At 73.7% G+C, this 18,875-nt stretch carries 19 protein-coding genes; 12 read left to right on the top strand and 7 right to left on the bottom strand.

Features of this window, described 5'->3' with window-relative positions; translation table 11 throughout:
* The first annotated feature begins 24 nt into the window (after positions 1 to 24).
* The 4 genes from FRAAL_RS29695 to FRAAL_RS29680 all read left to right on the top strand — a co-directional run bounded on the left by FRAAL_RS29695 (position 25) and on the right by FRAAL_RS29680 (position 5,544).
* The gene (locus FRAAL_RS29695; protein ID WP_011607835.1) at positions 25 to 858 is read left to right on the top strand and encodes a HesA/MoeB/ThiF family protein; all 834 of its coding nucleotides are present in this window, start codon (positions 25 to 27) and stop codon (positions 856 to 858) included.
* Positions 855 to 2,336: a cysteine desulfurase family protein gene (locus FRAAL_RS29690; RefSeq protein WP_041941155.1), complete on the top strand. Its 1,482-nt coding sequence runs from the start codon at positions 855 to 857 to the stop codon at positions 2,334 to 2,336. The genes FRAAL_RS29695 and FRAAL_RS29690 overlap by 4 nt, the downstream gene beginning before the upstream one ends.
* A gap of 83 nt (positions 2,337 to 2,419) precedes the next feature.
* Positions 2,420 to 4,465 carry a 2-oxoacid:acceptor oxidoreductase subunit alpha gene (locus FRAAL_RS29685; protein ID WP_041939982.1) on the top strand — a complete coding sequence of 682 codons (2,046 nt, stop codon included), beginning with the start codon at positions 2,420 to 2,422 and terminating at the stop codon, positions 4,463 to 4,465.
* A complete protein-coding gene (locus FRAAL_RS29680) occupies positions 4,462 to 5,544 on the top strand; it encodes a 2-oxoacid:ferredoxin oxidoreductase subunit beta (RefSeq protein ID WP_011607832.1) in 1,083 nt (360 codons plus the stop codon). Before FRAAL_RS29685 ends, FRAAL_RS29680 begins: the two co-directional genes overlap by 4 nt.
* 673 nt (positions 5,545 to 6,217) lie before the next feature.
* Here the strand turns inward: FRAAL_RS29680 and fdxA are convergent.
* Entirely contained in the window at positions 6,218 to 6,553 is a 336-nt protein-coding gene (gene fdxA / locus FRAAL_RS29675) for a ferredoxin (RefSeq protein WP_011607830.1), read from the bottom strand.
* Between the two features lie 723 nt (positions 6,554 to 7,276).
* On the bottom strand, positions 7,277 to 8,134 hold the full coding sequence (locus FRAAL_RS29665; RefSeq protein WP_011607828.1) for an SDR family oxidoreductase: 858 nt from the start codon (positions 8,132 to 8,134) through the stop codon (positions 7,277 to 7,279).
* An 89-nt stretch (positions 8,135 to 8,223) separates the two neighbouring features.
* On the opposite strand from FRAAL_RS29665, the gene FRAAL_RS29660 reads away from it, so the two are divergent.
* On the top strand, positions 8,224 to 8,652 hold the full coding sequence (locus FRAAL_RS29660; RefSeq protein ID WP_083867063.1) for a winged helix-turn-helix transcriptional regulator: 429 nt from the start codon (positions 8,224 to 8,226) through the stop codon (positions 8,650 to 8,652).
* Here the strand turns inward: FRAAL_RS29660 and FRAAL_RS29655 are convergent.
* Positions 8,609 to 9,208 carry a group III truncated hemoglobin gene (locus FRAAL_RS29655; protein WP_063822670.1) on the bottom strand — a complete coding sequence of 200 codons (600 nt, stop codon included), beginning with the start codon at positions 9,206 to 9,208 and terminating at the stop codon, positions 8,609 to 8,611. The two genes, FRAAL_RS29660 and FRAAL_RS29655, sit on opposite strands and share 44 nt — an antisense overlap.
* Before the next feature lie 463 nt (positions 9,209 to 9,671).
* Here FRAAL_RS29655 and FRAAL_RS29650 point away from each other — a divergent pair, with 463 nt between their 5' ends.
* Positions 9,672 to 10,118, top strand: a complete 447-nt coding sequence (locus FRAAL_RS29650) for a response regulator (RefSeq protein WP_011607825.1) — start codon at positions 9,672 to 9,674, stop codon at positions 10,116 to 10,118.
* Here FRAAL_RS29650 and FRAAL_RS29645 read toward each other — a convergent pair.
* From FRAAL_RS29645 to FRAAL_RS29635, 3 genes are all read right to left on the bottom strand, one after another.
* On the bottom strand, positions 10,090 to 10,821 hold the full coding sequence (locus FRAAL_RS29645; protein ID WP_041939981.1) for a class I SAM-dependent DNA methyltransferase: 732 nt from the start codon (positions 10,819 to 10,821) through the stop codon (positions 10,090 to 10,092). The genes FRAAL_RS29650 and FRAAL_RS29645 overlap by 29 nt on opposite strands.
* 103 nt (positions 10,822 to 10,924) lie before the next feature.
* Positions 10,925 to 11,128 carry a cold-shock protein gene (locus FRAAL_RS29640; protein WP_009741546.1) on the bottom strand — a complete coding sequence of 68 codons (204 nt, stop codon included), beginning with the start codon at positions 11,126 to 11,128 and terminating at the stop codon, positions 10,925 to 10,927.
* Positions 11,129 to 11,329: 201 nt separating this feature from the next.
* Positions 11,330 to 12,325 carry a LysR family transcriptional regulator gene (locus tag FRAAL_RS29635; protein ID WP_011607823.1) on the bottom strand — a complete coding sequence of 332 codons (996 nt, stop codon included), beginning with the start codon at positions 12,323 to 12,325 and terminating at the stop codon, positions 11,330 to 11,332.
* A gap of 74 nt (positions 12,326 to 12,399) precedes the next feature.
* On the opposite strand from FRAAL_RS29635, the gene FRAAL_RS29630 reads away from it, so the two are divergent.
* From FRAAL_RS29630 to FRAAL_RS29615, 5 genes are all read left to right on the top strand, one after another.
* Positions 12,400 to 13,200 (top strand): CTP synthase C-terminal region-related (seleno)protein, encoded by an 801-nt coding sequence (locus FRAAL_RS29630; RefSeq protein WP_157734316.1) that lies wholly within the window; start codon positions 12,400 to 12,402, stop codon positions 13,198 to 13,200.
* A gap of 66 nt (positions 13,201 to 13,266) precedes the next feature.
* Positions 13,267 to 14,037: an SRPBCC family protein gene (locus FRAAL_RS29625; protein ID WP_011607821.1), complete on the top strand. Its 771-nt coding sequence runs from the start codon at positions 13,267 to 13,269 to the stop codon at positions 14,035 to 14,037.
* Positions 14,038 to 14,097: 60 nt separating this feature from the next.
* The gene (locus tag FRAAL_RS36235; RefSeq protein WP_372666196.1) at positions 14,098 to 14,235 is read left to right on the top strand and encodes an MYXO-CTERM sorting domain-containing protein; all 138 of its coding nucleotides are present in this window, start codon (positions 14,098 to 14,100) and stop codon (positions 14,233 to 14,235) included.
* 161 nt (positions 14,236 to 14,396) lie between these two features.
* On the top strand, positions 14,397 to 15,407 hold the full coding sequence (gene add / locus FRAAL_RS29620) for an adenosine deaminase (RefSeq protein WP_011607820.1): 1,011 nt from the start codon (positions 14,397 to 14,399) through the stop codon (positions 15,405 to 15,407).
* A gap of 50 nt (positions 15,408 to 15,457) precedes the next feature.
* Complete coding sequence (locus FRAAL_RS29615) at positions 15,458 to 16,564, top strand: glycerate kinase (protein WP_231861428.1); 1,107 nt, start codon at positions 15,458 to 15,460, stop codon at positions 16,562 to 16,564.
* Positions 16,565 to 16,633: 69 nt separating this feature from the next.
* Here the strand turns inward: FRAAL_RS29615 and FRAAL_RS29610 are convergent, their stop codons facing one another.
* Positions 16,634 to 17,434 (bottom strand): peptidoglycan recognition protein family protein, encoded by an 801-nt coding sequence (locus FRAAL_RS29610; RefSeq protein WP_041941153.1) that lies wholly within the window; start codon positions 17,432 to 17,434, stop codon positions 16,634 to 16,636.
* A 348-nt stretch (positions 17,435 to 17,782) separates the two neighbouring features.
* Between FRAAL_RS29610 and FRAAL_RS29605 the strand changes: the two genes are divergently transcribed.
* Positions 17,783 to 18,826 (top strand): GNAT family N-acetyltransferase, encoded by a 1,044-nt coding sequence (locus FRAAL_RS29605; RefSeq protein WP_231861427.1) that lies wholly within the window; start codon positions 17,783 to 17,785, stop codon positions 18,824 to 18,826.
* The last annotated feature ends 49 nt before the right edge of the window (positions 18,827 to 18,875 follow it).

Raw genomic sequence — 18,875 nt, 5'->3', positions numbered from 1 at the left:
CCTGCCGAATCCGCGGAGAGCTCGATGGTCACTGCCCGGTCTCACTCACACCCGCGCCTGCGGTCGATGTGCCCCGGCCCGCCCGCGCGGATCCTGCCCGTCCAGGCGACTCCGCCCACGGCCGAGACCTCCCGGCGCTTCGACCGGCAGGTGACCATCCCCGGCTTCGGGGTGGCGGCCCAGCGGCGGTTGAGCCAGGCGACGGTGCTGGTGGCCGGCGTCGGCGGGGTCGGCGGGGCGGCGGCGACCTACCTGGCCGCCGCCGGGGTCGGCCGCCTCATCCTGATCCACCCGGGCGACCTGGCGGAGCCCGACCTGAACCGGCAGACGCTCATGCGGCCGGAGCGGGTCGGCGAGCCCCGGGTGTTCTGCGCGGCGGACACCCTGCGCGCCCACCACCCGGGCGTCGAGATCGTCGCGGTCGACCGTGACCTCACGGACCCGGCCGTGCCCGGCCTGATCGCCGAGGCGGACGTCGTCGTCGACGCCCGGCACAACTCTCCCGAGCGCTACCTGATCAACCGGTTGTGCGTGCAGGCGGCGGTGCCGCTGGTCGTCGCCGCGATGAACGCCACCGAGGCGTACCTGATGGTGGTCCGGCCGGGGGAGCCGTGCCTGCGCTGCGTGTTCGGTGAGGGCGACCCGGCCTGGGAGCCGCTCGGCTTCCCGGTGCTCGGCGCCGTCGCCGGCACGGTGGGCTGCCTGGCCGCGACGGAGGCACTCAAGATCGCCGGCGGGTTCGGCGAGTCGGCGGTCGGCCGCCTCGTCCATCTCGACCTGTGGGACGTCGACCTGCGCACCCCGCGGACCCGACGCGACCCGGCCTGCCCGGACTGCGGCCCGGGGAGCACGCCGTGATCTACCTCGACCACAACGCGACGACGCCGGTCGACCCCGAGGTCCTCAACGCCATGCTGCCGCTGCTGCGGGAGCACTTCGCCAACCCGGCGAGCCCGCACCCGGCCGGTCAGGCCGTCGCCCGGCTCGTCGAACGGGCCCGCCGCGACGTCGCCACCCTGGCCGGCGCGCGCCCGCGCGACGTGGTGTTCACCAGCGGGGCGACCGAGGCGGCCAACCTGGCGATCGCCGGGGTGCTCGCCACGGCGCCCCCGCACCGGCGGCGTGTCCTGGTCGGGGCGACCGAGCACCCGGCCGTCCTCGCCGCGGCGCACGCCGCCGCCGACCTGCACGGGGGCAGCGTGCAGACCGTCCGGGTCCATCCGAGCGGCGCCGTCGACCTGACCCACCTGCGCGCGCTGCTGCACCCCGTGCCGCTGTCCACAGGGGCCGGGCCGGCCGCGGATCCCGGGGGCTCAGGGGGCTCCCGGGGCCGCGACGAGGCCGACCAGGCCGACGAGGCCGACCAGGTCGACGAGGTCGACGAGGTCGACGAGGTCGCGCTGGTCGCGGTCATGGCGGCCAACAACGAGACGGGGACGCTCAACGATCCCCGACCGGTCGCCGCCCTCACCCACGAGGCCGGCGCCCTGTTCCTGTGCGACGTCACGCAGGCGTTCGGTCGCATCCCGGTCTCGGTCACCGAGACCGGGATCGACTTCGCGACAGCGTCCGCGCACAAGATCTACGGTCCCAAGGGCACCGGTGCGCTGATCGCCGGCAGGTCGGCGCGGGCGCGCCTGGCGCCGCTGATCCACGGCGGCGGCCAGGAACGCGGCCTGCGCGCGGGCACCCTCAACACCCCCGGCATCGTCGGCTTCGGCGCCGCGGCCCGCATCGCCGCGGCGTTGATGGACGACGAGGCCACCCGGCACCGGGCCCAGACGGAGCTGCTGTTCGACCTGCTCGTCGGCTGGCTCGGCGTGGGTGCCCTGGAGGTCAACGGGCCGGTCGAGGACGGCACCGGCCGGCCCGGCCCGATCCGGCTGCCGAACACGCTGAACCTGCGCTTCCTCGGCGCCGACGCCGACGCCGTCCAGTCCTGCCTGCCGGACGTCGCGGTGTCCGCGGGCTCCGCCTGCCACGGCGGGGGAGACGAACCGTCCCCGGTGCTGCTGGCGATGGGCCGCTCGGCGACCGCCGCGCGGGAGAGCCTGCGGTTCAGCGTGGGCCGCTTCACCACCGTCGACCAGATCCACGCCGCCGCCGCGACGGTGGCCCGTGCCGTGCTGCGCGTGCAGTCCCTGCGGGCGGTCGGGTCCGGCGAGGTCCCCCAGCCCGCGGAACCCGAACCCGCCGAGTCCGCCGGGCCTGCCGGGCCCGCCGGGCCCGAGCGGCCGGGTGCGAGCGGCCGGCCCCCCGCCGGCTGGTCCGGCGCGGCCACCCCGCCCCAGGGGCGGACCCCGGAACTCCCCGTTCCCCGATCTGCCCTGCCCTGAATGACGGCCCGCGCTGCCAGTCTCGCCACGCCGTGGTCCTGGCACTCCCGGCGCGGGATCGCGACGTTGAGATGAGGTCCCTCATGCCCACCGAGCAGTTGTCCGAACGGTCCGAAGGGGCCAGACGGCTGGAGAACGTGGTGATCCGCTTCGCCGGTGACTCCGGCGACGGGATGCAGCTCACCGGTGACCGGTTCGGCGCCCAGGCGGCCGCGATCGGCAACGACGTGGCGACGCTGCCGAACTACCCGGCGGAGATCCGCGCCCCAGCGGGCACCGTGGCCGGCGTGTCGAGCTACCAGCTCCACATCGCCGACCACGACATCCGGACCCCCGGTGACCAGCCTGACGTCCTCGTCGCCATGAACCCCGCGGCGCTCAAGGCCAACGTCGGCGAGCTGCGTCCCGGCGGCGTCATCATCCTGGACACCGACGCGTTCTCGGTGCTGGGCCTGGAGAAGGCCGGCTACGACGTCGACCCGCTGACCGACGGCTCGCTGGACGCCTTCCAGGTGCACGCGATCAACCTCACCGGGTTCGCCGCGGCCGCCGTCGCCGATCACAACCTCAAGCGCAAGGACGCCGCGCGGACGAAGAACATGTTCGCCCTCGGCCTGGTCTCCTGGATGTTCAGCCAGCCGATCGAGGACACGATCGCCTACCTGCACAAGCGCTTCGCCTCGAAGCCCGACGTGCAGGCCGCGAACGTCTCCGCGCTGCGCGCCGGCTGGATCTACGGCGAGTCGACCGAGGCCTTCGCGAACGTCTACGAGGTGAAGCCGGCCCCGCTCCCGGCTGGCACCTACCGGCACATGAAGGGCAACAAGGCCGTCGCCTACGGGCTGGTCGCCGCGGCGCACCAGGCCGGGATGCCGCTGTTCCTCGGCGCCTACCCGATCACCCCGGCGTCGGAGATCCTGCACGAGCTGTCCGCGCTGGCGTCCAACGACGTGCGCTCCTTCCAGGCCGAGGACGAGATCGCGGCCATCGGCGCGGCGATCGGCGGGTCCTTCGCCGGCATGCTCGGGGTGACCGTCACCTCCGGGCCCGGGATGGCGCTCAAGGCCGAGGCGCTCGGCCTCGCGGTGATCATGGAGCTGCCGCTCGTCATCGTCAACGTGCAGCGTGGCGGGCCGTCCACCGGCCTGCCGACCAAGACCGAGCAGTCCGACCTGCTGCAGGCGCTCTACGGCCGGCACGGGGAGGCGCCGCTGCCGGTGCTCGCCGTGCGCTCGGCGGCGGACGGCTTCGACGCCGCGATGGAGGCCGCGCGGATCGCGCTGACCTACCGCACCCCGGTCATCCTGCTCTCCGACGCCTACATCGCCAACGGCAGCGAGCCCTGGCGGGTCCCCGACGTCGAGGAGCTGCCGTTCATCGGGATCGACCTGGCCACCGAGCCGAACGCGGTCGACGCCGAGGGCAACCCGGTCTTCCTGCCGTACGCGCGTGACCCGATCACTCTCGCCCGGCCGCTGGCGATCCCCGGCACCCCGGGGCTGACCCACCGGATCGGCGGCCTGGAGAAGGCCGACCTCACCGGCGCGGTGTCCTACGACCCGGACAACCACGACCTCATGATCCGGACCCGGCAGTCGAAGATCGATGGCATCGACGTGCCGCCGCTGGAGGTCGACGACCCGAGCGGCCCGCCCGGATCCGGCGCGGACGTGCTCGTGATCGGCTGGGGTTCGACGTGGGGCCCGATCGGGGAGGCCTGCCGGGAGGTTCGGGCCCAGGGCCTGAAGGTCGCCCAGGCGCACCTGCGTCACATCGCGCCGCTGCCGGCGAACCTCGCCTCGGTGCTCTCCGAGTACCACACCGTGCTCGTGCCCGAGATGAACCTGGGGCAGCTCGCCGGCCACCTGCGCCGCGAGACCCTGATCGACACCGTCGGTTACAACCAGACCCGCGGGATGCCGTTCCGGACGGCGGAGCTCACCTCCGTCATCACCCGGGTGATCCAGGGCATCGACGCCGACACCGCGCCGGAGGCGGGCACGAAGCCGCTCGGCGACGTCGGCGCGCGCCTCGCGGCCAGGTCGGACGCGGCGTCGGCGAAGCCCGCGGCACACACCGGCACCCCCACCGGTACCCAGAACGACGCGACCCGGGAGGCGGGACGATGAGCACGGTCAACGGAAAGGCCGAGGAGCCGGCCGGCGCGAGCGGCCGACGGGCGCCCACGGTGGCGGACTTCACCACCGGCCAGGAGGTCCGCTGGTGCCCCGGCTGCGGGGACCACGCGATCCTGTCGACGATGCGCGGGCTGCTGCCGGCCCTCGGCGTCGCGCCCGAGAACACCGTGGTGGTGTCGGGCATCGGCTGCTCCTCGCGGCTGCCCTACTACCTCGACACCTACGGCATCCACTCGATCCACGGTCGGGCGCCGTCGTTCGCGACCGGCATCTCGATCAACCGGCCGGACCTGTCGGTCTGGGTCGTCACCGGTGACGGCGACGCGCTCGCCATCGGCGGCAACCACCTGATCCACGCGTTGCGGCGCAACGTGAACCTCAAGATCCTGTTGCTCAACAACGAGATCTACGGCCTCACCAAGGGGCAGGCCTCGCCGACGTCCAAGGTCGGCACGATCGGCCCGTCGAGCCCGTTCGGCTCGCTCGACAACCCGTTCAACCCGGTCGCGCTCGCGCTCGGCGCCGGGGCGACGTTCGTGGCCCGCACGATCGACTCCGACCGCCGCCACCTCACGGCGACGCTGACCGCCGCCGCGGCGCACAAGGGCGCGGCGCTGGTGGAGATCCGCCAGGGCTGCCCCACGTTCAGCGCGATCCCCCGCCAGGGCGGCCGGGGTGCCGCCCAGGCGGCTCCCGCGGAGCCGGACAACCCGGGGGCGCCCGAGCACGGCCCGATCCGGCTCTCGCCCGGCCTGCCGATCGTCTTCGGCAGCAACGAGCAGTGGGGCGTGATCCGCGACCCGAGCACCGGCGAGCTGGGCATCGGGCACGGCGGCGACTCCCGCGTCGTCGTCCACGACCCGGGCACCCAGAACTCGACCTACGCCTACGCGTTGGCCCGCCTGGCGGAGACGTCGCTCGCCGAGCCGCCCATCGGGGTGTACCGGTCGGTCTCCCAGCCGAGCTTCGACCAGCTCTACCAGGAGCGGCTCGCGACGGCGCGTCCCGGCGGTCGTGGGGACCTGGGGACGCTGCTCAAGGGCACCGACTCCTGGGTCCACGCCGGCTAGCAACCAGATCGCCGGCCGGGGAGCTGCGCCCCTGGCCGGGGCGGACGGGCGGCCGGGCGGACCGCCCGTCCCGCGATGTGAGGGGACCAGGCCGACTCCGGTCGGCCTGGTCCCCTCCTGTGTGGCACGGCCGGGTCTACCACCGCGGAATGCCGCCCGGGAAATACCGCGTCGGCCGACCCCGCACGGGGGAACCTGTCCGGGCGGGTCGGTATCGGAAGGCCGGAAAGACCGGTGGGGGAGAGACCGGAGCCGGCAGGCCGGGACCGTAAAGGCCGGAACCGGGGGCCGGAACCGGGGGCCGCAGTCGGAAAGGCCGAAGCCGGAAAGGCTGGAACCGGAAAGGCCGCAGCCGGAAAGGCCGCAGCGCGAAAGGCCGGAACCGGGGGCCGGATCCGGAAAGGTCGGGAGAAGGCCGGAGCGGAGTGGGTCGGCGCACGGAGTGGGCCTGAGCCGGGAGAAGTCGAGTGGGAAAGCGGCGCCGGTCGGGGCATCGTCTGCCGGCGGGGGCCCACGACAAAGCCGCCGGTCGGCCGCTTCGCTGCGGCCGACCGGCGGCATGATGTGACGTTGAAAGGCCGGTGCCCGGACGGGGGTGGTCCTGAGCACCGGCCGTAGCCGGCGGTCCCGCTGACGCCGTGGCCGCGTCAGCCTTCGCCGGCGGCTTGTGCCGTCAGCGTCCGTACCCCGCGACGAAGGGGGTGTCGGCCCTGATCGGGCCTACCCTGCCTGCGCCGCCCGGATCGCCGACGGGTGCATCCCGCCCAGGCAGGATGGTGGTGAAGAAGCGGGCCTCGTCCACGACGAACTCGGCTTCCGCCCGCGGTACCAGCCGGACACTCATGATCGCGTCGACCGGACAGGCCGACTCGCACGCCCCGCAGTCGATGCACTCGTTCGGATTGATGTACAGCTTCCGCACGCCCTCATAGATGCAGTCGACCGGACATTCGCCCAGGCAGGCGGTATCCTTCACATCAATGCAGGCGGACGTGACGACAAACGTCATGAGTGCCTTCTTTGCCGGTCGCCGGGACGGGTCGAGTGTTGAAGGCGGGCCGGGTGTTCGGTGACCCGCGGATCGATGGTGGACTCCGTCGTCGACCACGAAATCCGTGCCACCGGAACCGGCCCGGTTCTACGGTTCGGCCTTACTTGCGGCTTCCAGGAAAGCGTAACAGGGGAGCGGGCCGGTTGGCGAGGACGGCTGTAAAGGGAGCGTAAACAAGTCGACTCGAACTCTGCGGCCATCGATATGAGGATCTCGCGGCCCCGGGAAAAACCTAAGGATAGGTTTATCCCCGGGCCGCCGGCGTCGGGCGGGACCTGGCGCGGCTCGGGTCGGCTCGGGTCACAACGAGTTGCCTCGGGCCGCCTCGGGTCACCATGAGTCGCCGCGGGTCGCTGCGCCGCGGCGACGCGTCGCAGGCCTGGCCGGCGTCGGTGGCGGACTGCTCCCCGACCGTCGCCGAGAGGATCGACTCATCGTCGACCCCGGGCCGCAGCGGCCCCGCCGTGGTCGTCGGGCGGCCGGCGGGGCCGGCGGGGCCCGGGGCCGGCGGGGGAAGCATCGCGGTGCGTTGGGCACGGTTTCGGGGCTCAGGCCGTGCAGAGCGCACCGCACCCGGTCCCCGCCGGGTCCGGGCTCACCCGCCTGGACGTCTCGATCTCCGCTTCGTCCCTGTGGAGAGGGCGGGCGAGGCCGGGGCTGGGTGGTCGGGGTGCGGCGGCGTCAGACCTTGGCGGCGCGCACGGAGTCGGCCAGGCTGGTGGTCGGCCGTCCGAGCAGCCGCTGCAGGTCGTCCGCGTCCACATCGAGCGCGCCGCCGCGGATCGACCCGTCGATGCCGGCGAACAGGCCCGCCGTCGCCTCGTCGAGCCCGACCTGGCCCAGCGTGGCGGCGAGCTCCGCGACCGTGACGTCGCGGTAGGTGACGGTGGTGCCGGTGACCTCGGTGATCGTGGCGGCCAGCTCGGCGAGGGTGAAGGGCGTGCCGCCGAACTCGTAGATCGCGTTCTCGTGCCCCGTGCTCGTGAGGACCTTCGCGATGCCCGCGGCGAAGTCGGCCCGGGAGGCGCCCCTGATCCGGCCGTCGCCCGCGGCCCCCAGGACGAAGCCCTGGCTCAGGTACTGGCCGAGCTGGGCGGTGTAGTTCTCGTGGTACCAGTTGATGCGCAGCACCGTGAAGGGCACGCCCGCGCCCGCGAGCACCTCCTCGGTGGCCTTGTGCTCGGCGGCCAGGGACAGGTCGGTGACGTCGGCCCGCGGCGCGCTGGTGTAGACGATCCACCCGACGCCGGCCGCCTTCGCCGCCTCGATCACGGCGGTGTGCTGGGCGACGCGCTGACCGAGCTCGCTGCCCGAGACGAGCAGCAGGGTGTCGACCCCCGCCAGGGCGGCGGGCAGGCTCGCCGGGTCCGAGTAGTCGCCCGCCCGGACCTGCACCCCCCGCTCGGCGAGATCGGCGGCGCGGGCGGGCGTCCGCACCACCGCGACGATCGTGGACGGCTCGACCCCGAGGGCGAGGAGCTCCTCGACGACGAGCCGGCCGAGGTGTCCCGTCGCTCCGGTGACGGCGATGGTGGCCATGGTGTTCTCCCCTGTCGGTTGCGGTTTCCTTTGGTAAGTACTAACTATCAGACAGCGGTGGCCGCCAGGTGGATCGTAGGCTTGTGACCATGTCTTCCGAGCGTGATATGGCGGTGCGCGAGCCGTGTCCCGGGGAGATCGGGCCCAGCGACGAGCTCATCAGTGACGTCTTCGCCCGGGGATGCAGCTCGCGGGCGGCGCTGGAGGACGTGGGGTCCAAGTGGGGGATGCTCGCCATGCTCGCGCTGGGCGAGGGCAGCTATCGGTTCAACGCGCTGCGTCGCCGCGTCGAGGGTGTCAGCGAGAAGATGCTCTCCCGGACGCTGCAGGTCCTGGAACGCGACGGCCTGGTGATCCGGGAGGTGGTCAGCACGATCCCGGCGCGGGTCGAGTACTCGTTGACCCCGCTGGGTGGCCGGGTCGCCGGGCAGCTGCGCGCCCTGGCCGACCTGTTCGAGGCGTCGGCGGCAGAGATCAGCCGGGCTCGGACGGCCTACGATGCCGACCGGGGGCCGTGACGGCGGTTGTGACGGCGGTTGCGACGGTGGCCGTGGCGGCGCGGGTGCTGGCGGGGGCGGGCGTCCCGGGGGCCGTCGGGGCTTCGGCGAGGCGGCGGCCCATCGAGGCGGCGATCCGGTGGGCCTGGAGCTTGGCGCGGTCCGCGTGGGGGCCGCTGTGCAGCTCGTCGACGGTGGTCGTCCACAGCTCCAGCCAGCGGGCGAAGAGCTCGGGCGTGAGTGGGACGCGGGAGTGCAGGTCGGCGTGCACCCCGAAGGCGTTGCGCCGGTAGGTGCCGGCCCGGAAGATCACCGCCTGCCAGAAGTCGCAGATCACCGGCAGGTGCGCGGGCAGGTCGAGCCGCGCGACGTCGACGAAGACGTGGCCGAGCCGCGGGTCGGCGAACGCCCGTCGATAGAACTCCGTCACCAGCGCGGCGATGTCCGCCCGCCCACCGATGTCCGCCCGCCCGCCCACATCTGCCCGCCCGCTGCTGTCGGGCTGCCCGGTGCTGTCGGCCCGCGCGCTGCTGTCGGCCCGCGCGGTGTTGTCGGCCCGCGCGCTGCTGTCGGCCATGGCGTCCGTGTTGGCCTCCCAGGGCTGCGGGCCGTCCGCGGGACCAGCCGTGTTCGAAGGGATCCGGGTCGGCCGAGCGTCGACAGTGGAGCGCGGGTTCCGGCAGGGCCGTGGTGGAACGAGGCGGTCCCCGCTACCGAGGCTACGTCTCGCCGGGCAGCGCGGCCGCGACCCTCCGCCGGGAGTGCCGGCGCCATACCCCGACCGGGGCGGTCGCCTGTGACAGTCGCCACAGAGCCGGCCGCGGTCGCCTTACAGTGCCCAGGGTGACGGCATCGTTGCCGAGGTGGAGGGCGACAGGTCAGCTCATCTGGCGTACGGTCAAACGACCGCTAGTTCGGTCCTGTATGCGGGCTTCTGGTCAGCGGCTGTCTCCGATCTTCCTCGACGAGGTCGCGGACGCCCCCGCCTTCACCGTCGGCCGACCGCATCGCGGGTCGGCCAACACATCCTGAGGTGCCAGATGACGACGAGTCGGCCCGTCAACTCGTTCGACGTACTGCTGGTCGAGGACGATCCGGGGGACGTCCTCATGACCCGTGAGGCGTTCGCCGACGATCGGATCAACGGCCGGTTGCACGTCGTCAACGACGGCATCGAGGCCATGGCGTTCCTGCGGCGCGAGGCGCCGTTCACCGACGTCCCCAGCGCCGACCTGGTCCTGCTCGACCTCAACCTGCCCCGCCGCAACGGCATCGAGGTGCTCGCGGAGATCAAGGCCGACGCGGAGCTGCGCCGCATCCCCGTCGTGGTGCTCACGACGTCGGACGCGGCCGAGGACATCCTGCGCAGCTACAACCTGTACGCCAACGCCTACGTGACGAAGTCGGTCGACTTCGATCGCTTCGTCGACGACGTGCGCTTCATCGACGACTTCTTCATCACGGTCGTCCGCCTGCCCCGCCGCTGAGTGCTGGGCCCCGGCGCCACACCAGGGCGAGGGCGAACGGATGCCCGCGGAATCGTCCCCACTGCGGCTTGGCGGTGAGCCAGGCGTCGTCGACGACGTTCTCCCGCATCTCCGCCAACGCCCAGCCGGTGCACAGACCCGCCTCGATCTGGTCGCTGACCAGGTGGACGTGGGTGGTGATCGCCCGGTGCACGCCGCTGCGATCGGTGTAATGGGTCGGCATGCCGGAGGTCATGATGAAGTGCGGGTGGAAGGCGACCAGGACGAACAGGGCGCCGGGCCGGGCCAACCGGGCCGCCTCGGCGTAGAGCGGGACGAGTGCGGGCAGGTGCTCGTCCATCAGGCAGGCCACGACGAGGTCGTAACCGGCGGAGGGCAGGCCGGTGGCGGTCGCGTCCGCCTCGATCAGCCGGTCATGCGCACCTCGCTGCGCCGCGAGCGCCAGCATCCCCGGGGTCAGGTCCACGCCGTCGACGGCCGCGACCCCGCGGGCGCGCAGCCAGGCGCCGGTGCGGCCGGTGCCGCAGCCCAGGTCCGCCGCCCGCCCGACCTGCGTCCAGGCCGGCTGACGGAGACGGTCCAACAGCGCGAGGTCCATGAAGTCCTCGACCGTCTGGTCATAGCTGGCCGACCACTGTTCGTAACCGGTCCGGACGTCCACGGTCGGGTATCCGCGCAGGTCGAACTGCGAGAAGGAGGACATCGGCGAAGTATCGCCAGATGAGACCCGGCCCACAACGCAGTTTCGGCGCGTGGCTCCTGGAGCGGAGCCACGCGCCGAACGCAAAGCTGGGGGTGGTGCGACCTTAGGCGGGAGTCACGTTGTCCGCCTGCGGCCCCTTCTGGCCCTGCACGATCTCGAACTGGACGCTCTGGCCCTCATCCAGGGACTTGTAGCCGTCCGCCACGATCGAGGAGTAGTGGACGAACACGTCCGGGCCGCCACCGTCGACGGAGATGAATCCGAAGCCCTTCTCCGCGTTGAACCACTTGACGGTACCCTGCGCCACGATACTTTCTCCTTGCCGCGCTCCCGGTAGGCGTCCTTCGCGTACCGGCCTCGCACCAGACCCCGATCGGTTCCGTGGTCTGGTCGTGCCGTTCTCCCGCGTAGGTCACGCACCGAGAAACAAGCAACACCTCCAGCCTACCCCCCGCCCGGCCCGACGCGCAGTACCAGCGTCGGACTCGCTGCGGTCCGGGCTCGGCGATCACCCGCCGAACGCCCTGGACAGCGCCAGAGCCGCAGGTCCCGGGCGGCCGGTCCAGAGCAGCTCCGTGCGGAACTCCGGGGCGGGCCCGAGCAGCGGCACGCCGATCGGGTCCGCCCGGACGGTACCCGGGCTGTCGTCGCCGCCGTGCTCGGCGCCGCCGGACGTGGCGGGGCCGCGCGTGTCGGCGTCGTGCGGGTCGAGATCCTCGCCGCCGGCCGGACCGTGGCGCCGGCCGGCGGCGAGCAGGCGGCGGGGGAGCATCCCGAGGCCCTGGCCGGCGGCGACCAGCGCGAGCAGGCCCGCGACGTCCGCGCCGTCGTAGCGCAGGTGCGCCCGCAAGCGCAGCTCCCCGGTCACGAGCCGAAGATCGGCCATCGCGGTCGCCACCTCGGGCGCGTCGATCCAGCGGGCGTCGACGAGGTCGGCCAACCGCAGCCCGGTGCGCCGGGCGAACGGGTGCCCGCGGGGGAGGGCCACGGCGGCCGGATCCGCGGCGACCCCGACCGCCCGAACGGGCCCCACATCGGGTAGCCGCAACGGGTCGCCGGGTGTGGCCAGCCCGACGGCGAGGCCGAGATCGAACTCCCCCCGGGCCACGCCGTCGGCCACCGCCGCGGTGCCGGCGACGACGACGCGGACGTCCAGCCGGGGCCGGCCGGCCAGGACGTCGGCGAGGACCGGGGCGAGCCGGTCGGCGGCCAGCGCATGGGTGGCGACCGACAGCCGCTCGCTCGGCGCGCCGGCAGCGCGCGTGACGTCGGTGCGCGCGGCGGCCAGGCGCAGCAGCAACGGCCCCGCATGCTCCAGCAGGCGGGCGCCGGCCTCCGTGACGCCTACGGGCCGGCGGTGCAGCAGCACGACGCCGAGGTCGGCCTCCAGCGCCGCGATCTGCTGCGAGACGGCGGACTGGGTGTAGCCCAGTTCGCGGGCGGCGGCCGAGAACGACCCGGCGGTGGCGACGCCGACGAACGTGCGCAGGTGCTGGGGATCCACGACATCAGTCTTGCTTATCCGGGCTGCACCGATAATCGTTGGACCTGAACTGGGTGCACACCGACGATCGAGCCATGACCTCCAGCGCCGCCGTCACACCGTCCACACCCGTCGCGTCCTCGGCCCCCTTCCCGCGGTCCGCCCCGGTTGCTCGCGTGGCGCTGGTCGGCGACCGCAGCGCCGAGATCGCCGCGCATGGCCGCATCCCCGACCTGCTCGACGCGCTGCGCCGACGCGACGGACTCCCGCTGGACGCCTACTGGATCCCGACCGACGAGGTGGTCGCCGCGGGGCCGCTCGACGGCTTCGACGGCATCTGGCTCGTGCCGGGCAGCCCGTACGCCAGCGAGGCGGGCGCGCTCGCGGCGGTCCGTACGGCACGGGAGCGCGGCATCCCGTTCCTCGGGACCTGCGGCGGCCTCCAGCACGTCGTGCTGGAGTTCGCCCGCTCGGTGTGCGGGTTCGCCGACGCCGCGCACGCCGAGGTGGACCCCGACGCGCCCCACCCGCTGATCGTGCCGATCGCCTGCGCCCTGAACGGTCACGAGGGTGCCGTCCGGATCACCCGCGACTCTCTCGCGGAACGGGTCATCGGCGCGGACCGCACGGTCGAGCGGTACTACTGCTCGTACGGGATCAACCCGGACCACGTCGGCCTGTTGCTCGCCCACGGCCTGCGCTTCAGCGGGGTGGACGAGGCCGGCGACGTCCGCGTCCTCGAGCTGCCCGGCCATCCGTTCTTCCTGGCGACGCTGTTCCAGCCCGAGCTCGGCTCGGACGCCAGCCGCCCGCACCCGGTCATCCGCGGCTTCGCCCAGGCCGCGGTCGCGATGGCCGCGGCCAGGCGAACCTCGACGAGGGTGCCCGGCGCGTAGGTGTGTTAGGGGCTGGCGGCTGGGGATGAGCGTTGCATCCGACACCGAAGTCAGCCGGGAGGAAACATGGCGAGCACGGTACAGGAATCGATCGAGGTCCACGTCCCGATTCGCACCGCCTACAACCAGTGGACGCAGTTCGAGTCCTTTCCGAACTTCATGGACGGTGTCGAGTCCATCGCCCAGCTCGACAACACCCACACCCACTGGAAGGTGAAGGTCGGCGGGCAGGAGCGGGAGTTCGACGCCACGATCACCGAGCAGCTGCCCGACGAGCGGGTGGCGTGGAAGAGCACCGAGGGCACCTCGCATGCCGGCGTGGTGACCTTCCACCGGCTCGCGGACGACGAGACCCGGGTGACGGTCCAGATGGACTGGCAGCCCGAGGGGCTCGCCGAGAAGGCGGGTGCCGCGCTCGGTGCTGACGACCGGCGGGTCAAGGCCGACCTCAAGCGGTTCAAGTCGTTCATCGAGCACCGTCAGAGCGAGACCGGCGGCTGGCGCGGCGAGGTGCCCCGGCCCGATGCCGCCGGGCCTGCCGGCAGTGCGGGGGATCCCCGCCAGGGCCGGACGACGGGCGAGCCGTCCTTCGGCGCCACGGGGACTCCCGGGTCGACCGGTGGGTCGGGCTTCCCCGGTTCGGGCGGTTCGACGGGCGCTCCCGGGTCGGGTGGCGCCCCGGGGTCGGGCGGCGGCCCGGGTGCGGGTGGTGCCTCGGGCGCACCCGGCACCGGTGGCGCGCCGTACACCCCCGGTTCGGGCGGCGCGGCGGGTGGCCGTGGCCAGGCCTCCGGCGCCCAGAACCGGACCCCGGGGAGCCCTGCCGGCGGCTGGTGAGCGCGGCTGAACACAGCGCGAAGGCACGAAGCATGAAGGCACCAAGGCACGAGTGCACCAGTGCACCAGTGCACGACAGGCGGCGCGGCCGGTCCGGACCTCGGGCCGGCCGCGCCGCTTCTTCTTCTCCTCCTTCTTCTCCTTCTCTTCCTTGATCCTCCGAACGTCGCCCGGCGCCGCCCGCAGGCCGGGAGATGACAGGGAGGTAACAGGCCTCCGCGGAGCGGACCCGGCCCCGCGGAGCCGGAACCGGTTCTGATCCACCGCCGCCGCCGGCATGTGATAGTCCGGACGGCGGGGACGGCGTCAGGGCCGTCCCGCGAGGGCGTGAAGCCGTGCCGCGAGGAGGAAGAACGTCGATGCGGGACCTCCGCCACCTGCCCAAGGGGCATCTGCACCTGCACTTCGAGCTGGGAATGCGGCCGTCGACGCTCGCCGATCTGGCCGCCGCCGCGGGCATCGCGACCCCCCGAACCGGGGGATTCACCGAGTTCGGCGGCTTCAGCGACGTGATCGGCGGAATCCTGCCGGTCTTCCGCCGTCCCGCGGACTTCGAGCGGCTCGTGGACGAGATGGTCAGCGACGCGGCCGACGAGGGCGTCGTCTACCTCGAGCCCAGCTTCTGGCCGTATGCCCACCTGGGCGTCTTCGGCAGCGCCGACGCCGCCTGGGAGACCGTGCTGGCCCGATCGGAACAGGCGGGCGCGCGGTACGGGGTCACGGTTCGCTGGATGGCCGCGGTGGACCGGGTCTACGACTCCCCCGATCAGGCGGTGGAGGTGGCCCACACCGCCCTGCGCCACGCCGATCGGGGCATCGTCGGTCTCGGACTGCACAACGACGAGAACGGCTGGCCGCCGGAGCCGTTCGCGGCCGCGTTCCGGGTGGCCCGGGAGGGCGGGCTGCTGTCGACCCCGCACGCCGGCGAGCTCGACGGTCCGGAGTCGGTGCGCGGCGCCGTCGAGACCCTCGGCGCCGACCGCCTGCAGCACGGCATCCGGGCGATCGAGGACCCGGCGCTCGTCGACGACCTGCTCGACCGGGGCACGTGCCTGGACGTCTGTCCCACCTCCAACGTGCTGCTGTCGGTGGTGCCCTCCCTGGCCGCGCACCCGCTGCCGGCGCTGCTGCGCGCCGGGGTGCGCTGCTCCATCAACGCGGACGATCCGCTGCTGTTCGGGCCCACCTGCCTGGAGGAGTACGAGCTGTGCCGCCGCGAGCTCGGCCTGTCCGACGAGGAGCTGGCGGCCTGCGCGCGTAGCTCGGTGCTCGCCGGCGCGGCCCCGCAGGCGGTGCGGGCGGCGGCCCTGGCCGGCATTGACGCCTGGCTCGCGACGCCGGCCCCGCTGACCGCTCCGGCCGCCGGCTGAGCCGGGCAGCCGGAGGCGCCGCGGTGTGCCCCGTGGGCGGAGCCGGGTCGGTGGCGGATGACCGGCCGCGGCGGGTGGTCATCGCCCCCGACTCGTTCAAGGGTTCGGCGACCGCGACGGAGGTCGCCGCGGCGCTCGGGGACGGCTGGCGCTCGCGCCGGCCGGGCGACGAGATCGTGACGCTGCCGATCGCCGACGGCGGCGAGGGCACCCTCGACGTCTTCGCCGCCGCCGTGCCCGGCTCGGTGCGCCACCCGGTGCGCGTGACCGGCCCGGACGGGCGTCCACACGACGCCGAATGGCTGGCGCTGCCGGGCGACGTGGCCGTGGTCGAACTCGCGCGAGCCAGCGGCCTGCCGCTCATGCCGGCCCCGGACCCGCTGCGGGCCCAGACCATCGGCCTCGGCGAGGCGCTGCGGGCCGCCCTGGTCGGCGGCGCCCGGCGGATCCTGGTGGCGCTGGGCGGTTCGGCCTCGACGGACGGCGGCACCGGTGCCCTCGCCGCGCTGGGTGCCCGCTTCCTCGACGCGCGCGGGGCGGTGCTGCCCCCGGGCGGGGGCGCCCTGCCGGAGCTGGCCCGGGTGGAGCTGGCCGGCCTGCGCACCCCCCCGCCCGGGGGAGTGCGCTGTCTGGTCGACGTGGACGCCCCCCTGCTGGGCCCCGCGGGCGCGGCCGCCGTGTTCGGTCCGCAGAAGGGGGCGGGCCCGGCCGACGTCGACCTGCTCGCGGCCGGGCTGCGGCGGCTGGCCGAGGTGCTCGGCGGTGAACCGGCGGCTCCGGGGGCGGGTGCGGCCGGCGGCACCGCCTACGGTCTCGCCGCGGCCTGGGGCGCCGACCTGGTGCCGGGTGTTGAGACGATCACCGAGGCGGCCGGGCTGCCGGCCGCCCTCGCCGGGGCCGACTGGGTGGTGACCGGCGAGGGCCGCTTCGACCGGACGTCCCTGGCGGGCAAGGTGGTGGGCGGGGTGCTGACCCTGGCCCGGGCGGCGGGCGTGCCGCTGCTTCTGGCCGCGGGCCAGATCGATGCCCCTCGTCCGGAGGGGGCGATCGCCGAGGTCGCCCTGGCCCGGTTGGCGGGCGGTGCGCCGGCGGCGGTCGCCGAGCCGCTGCGCTGGCTGCGCGCGGCCGGCGCGGAGCTGGCCGGCCAGGCTGGCTGACGTTGCAGCGAGAGTGTGTCGACCCTGCCAGCCCTGCCAGCCCGGTCGGGCGGGACGGCGGGGCCGACGTCAGACGGTGCGGTTCATCCCGGTGAGGATGTAGCCGATCTTGCGCCAGGTGTTCGTTCCGCAGACGCCGTCGTCGGGGATGCGGCCGAACCACGGGGACGCGTAGCGCTGCAGCGAGGCCACCCGCGCGGTGGTGCGTGGACCGTACGCGCCATCCGGACTGATCCGGTTGGGATCGCCGATCGGCGCCTCGTGGCCGAAGACGATGTTCAGCGCGTTCTGGAGCTCCACGACGTCGGCGCCACGGGCTCCCTCGCGTAGCGTCGGCCGGCCGGCGTACCGCTCGCGGGGATCGGACGTCACCCCGCGACCGTCACCGAGTGCGAGCGACAGGATGTCGCCGCGGCGTGCCGCCCGGAGGTCGCCGGGGCAGGTGTGTCCGCCCCAGGCCTGCCCGCCCATCCGGTGGGTGCCGAGGCCATAGCCGTTCGGCGAGTCGGCGATCTCCGCTTTCCAGCCGAACTCCCGCATCCCCCAGCCGAACAGCTCGGCCAGCCGGGTGATTTGTACCGGTGTGTAGTCCTCGGTGTCGTAACCCTCGCATTCGCACGAGATCCAGTACGGATTCCCGGCCGCCTGCGCCCAGGCCCGCTGATCGAACGGCACATACTGCTCGAAGTCGCCGTTCCTGGACAGCCACAGATGGGAGCTGACCTGGCTCGCGGCGTTGTCGAACCAGCCGAACAGCGAACCGGTGCCGACCTGGACGTGCGGGATGAGTCCGCGGGTCGGCTGGATCATCGCGCCGGACGTGTTCCGCACCGGGCGCAGCCGGGCGGGCGGGTAGAGGGTCGGCGCCATCGTCAGCGGCCCTTCCGCGCGCACGCGTCGTCACGACTGGTTCTCGTCTGGACATTCACGATTCCGGGCCGCTTCCTCTTCGTGCGGTCGATAGTCGGTCGACCCAGGATGGTCGGTCCCGACCGGTACAGTCCTGCTTTCTACTCGGAGCGTCGAGATGGTCGCGATGCCGGGTCTGGTGGGTCGGTCCGTATCGGGCAGGATGCCCGGACATACCGCCCACGGAAACCTACGCGTCGCGCATCGTCGGCCTGGTGACGCACCCGCCGGTCGGCTGCGGGACCGGCGCCTAGACTGCCGGCCTATGTCCGGATCCGGCCCGTGCCTCCCCCGATCGGACCGGTGCCGGTGAGCGGGCGCGCCGGCGACGCCGCGGTCACCGTGGTCGCGGGGACGCCCCCGCGCACCGCGCTCGACCTGCGATACGAGGTCTTCGTCCGCGAGCAGGGCGTGCCGCCGGAGCTGGAGTACGACGGCCTCGACGCGACCGCGGACCATGCCGTCGTCCTCGATGACGACGGGCGGGCGGTGGCCACGGCCCGCCTGCTCGATCCGGGGCCCCACCGGCCGGACGCGGAGCCGGTGGGGATCATCGGGCGGGTCGCCGTCTCCGCCGCCTGGCGCGGCCGGGGCCTGGGCCGGCTGGTCACCGCGGCCCTGGAGGCACGGGCGGGGGAGCGCGGTCTGCCGGCCGTGGAGCTGCACGCTCAGGCGAGGGTGGCGGACTTCTACACCCGCCAGGGGTACCGGCCGATCGGCGAACCCGACGTCGAGGCGGGCATCGAACACGTGTGGATGCGCCGCGAGCTGCTCCCCGGCCTGCGGCGGGTGCGGGACTCCGACGCCGCGGCGCTCCAGGAGCTGATCGCGACCGTCTGGGCGGAGTACCCGGGCTGCGTCCTCGACGTGGACGCCGAGGAGCCGTGGTTGCGGGCCCCCGGATCGGCCCACGCGGCGGGCACGGGGGAGCCCGCTCGGGCCATGTGGGTGGTCTCGGCGGACGCTGCCGGTCCGATCGGGGCGGGGCCGGCCGGCGGAGTGCTCGCCAGCGTGGCGGTGTGGGCGCGACCGGCGGCGGATCCCGCGGCGGCCGCCGATCCCGGCGCGGCCGCCGAGCTGAAGACGCTGTACGTGTCGGCCCTCGTCCGCCGCCGAGGGCTGGGTGCGGCCCTGGTGCACCGCGCGGAACGGGAGGCCCGGCGGTGGGCGGCGCGGCAGATGCGGCTGTGGACCGACACGAGGTTCACCGACGCGCACCGGCTGTACCGGCGGCTGGGTTACCAGGCCACCGGGCACAGCCGCGACCTGCACGACCTCTCGGCCACGACCGAAATCGAGTTCCGCCGCCCGCTGTCCTCACCGGCAGGGACGAACGAAGTCCCAACGTCCTGACAACTCTCGCTATCCTGGCGGGTATCTGCTGTTTTATTTACGGGAATCC

The sequence above is a fragment of the Frankia alni ACN14a genome, from assembly GCF_000058485.1.
Classification (GTDB): domain Bacteria; phylum Actinomycetota; class Actinomycetes; order Frankiales; family Frankiaceae; genus Frankia; species Frankia alni.
This window is presented reverse-complemented; position numbering and strand designations above follow the sequence as displayed.

What these genes read in the sequence shown, in the direction of transcription:
- FRAAL_RS29695 (WP_011607835.1), top strand. Translation starts at nt 25, where the DNA reads ATGGTCACTGCCCGGTCTCACTCACACCCGCGCCTGCGGTCGATGTGC.
- FRAAL_RS29685 (WP_041939982.1), top strand. Translation starts at nt 2,420, where the DNA reads ATGCCCACCGAGCAGTTGTCCGAACGGTCCGAAGGGGCCAGACGGCTG.
- FRAAL_RS29680 (WP_011607832.1), top strand. Translation starts at nt 4,462, where the DNA reads ATGAGCACGGTCAACGGAAAGGCCGAGGAGCCGGCCGGCGCGAGCGGC.
- fdxA (WP_011607830.1), bottom strand. Translation starts at nt 6,553, where the DNA reads ATGACGTTTGTCGTCACGTCCGCCTGCATTGATGTGAAGGATACCGCC.
- FRAAL_RS29665 (WP_011607828.1), bottom strand. Translation starts at nt 8,134, where the DNA reads ATGGCCACCATCGCCGTCACCGGAGCGACGGGACACCTCGGCCGGCTC.
- FRAAL_RS29660 (WP_083867063.1), top strand. Translation starts at nt 8,224, where the DNA reads ATGTCTTCCGAGCGTGATATGGCGGTGCGCGAGCCGTGTCCCGGGGAG.
- FRAAL_RS29655 (WP_063822670.1), bottom strand. Translation starts at nt 9,208, where the DNA reads ATGGCCGACAGCAGCGCGCGGGCCGACAACACCGCGCGGGCCGACAGC.
- FRAAL_RS29650 (WP_011607825.1), top strand. Translation starts at nt 9,672, where the DNA reads ATGACGACGAGTCGGCCCGTCAACTCGTTCGACGTACTGCTGGTCGAG.
- FRAAL_RS29645 (WP_041939981.1), bottom strand. Translation starts at nt 10,821, where the DNA reads ATGTCCTCCTTCTCGCAGTTCGACCTGCGCGGATACCCGACCGTGGAC.
- FRAAL_RS29630 (WP_157734316.1), top strand. Translation starts at nt 12,400, where the DNA reads ATGACCTCCAGCGCCGCCGTCACACCGTCCACACCCGTCGCGTCCTCG.
- FRAAL_RS29625 (WP_011607821.1), top strand. Translation starts at nt 13,267, where the DNA reads ATGGCGAGCACGGTACAGGAATCGATCGAGGTCCACGTCCCGATTCGC.
- add (WP_011607820.1), top strand. Translation starts at nt 14,397, where the DNA reads ATGCGGGACCTCCGCCACCTGCCCAAGGGGCATCTGCACCTGCACTTC.
- FRAAL_RS29610 (WP_041941153.1), bottom strand. Translation starts at nt 17,434, where the DNA reads ATGGCGCCGACCCTCTACCCGCCCGCCCGGCTGCGCCCGGTGCGGAAC.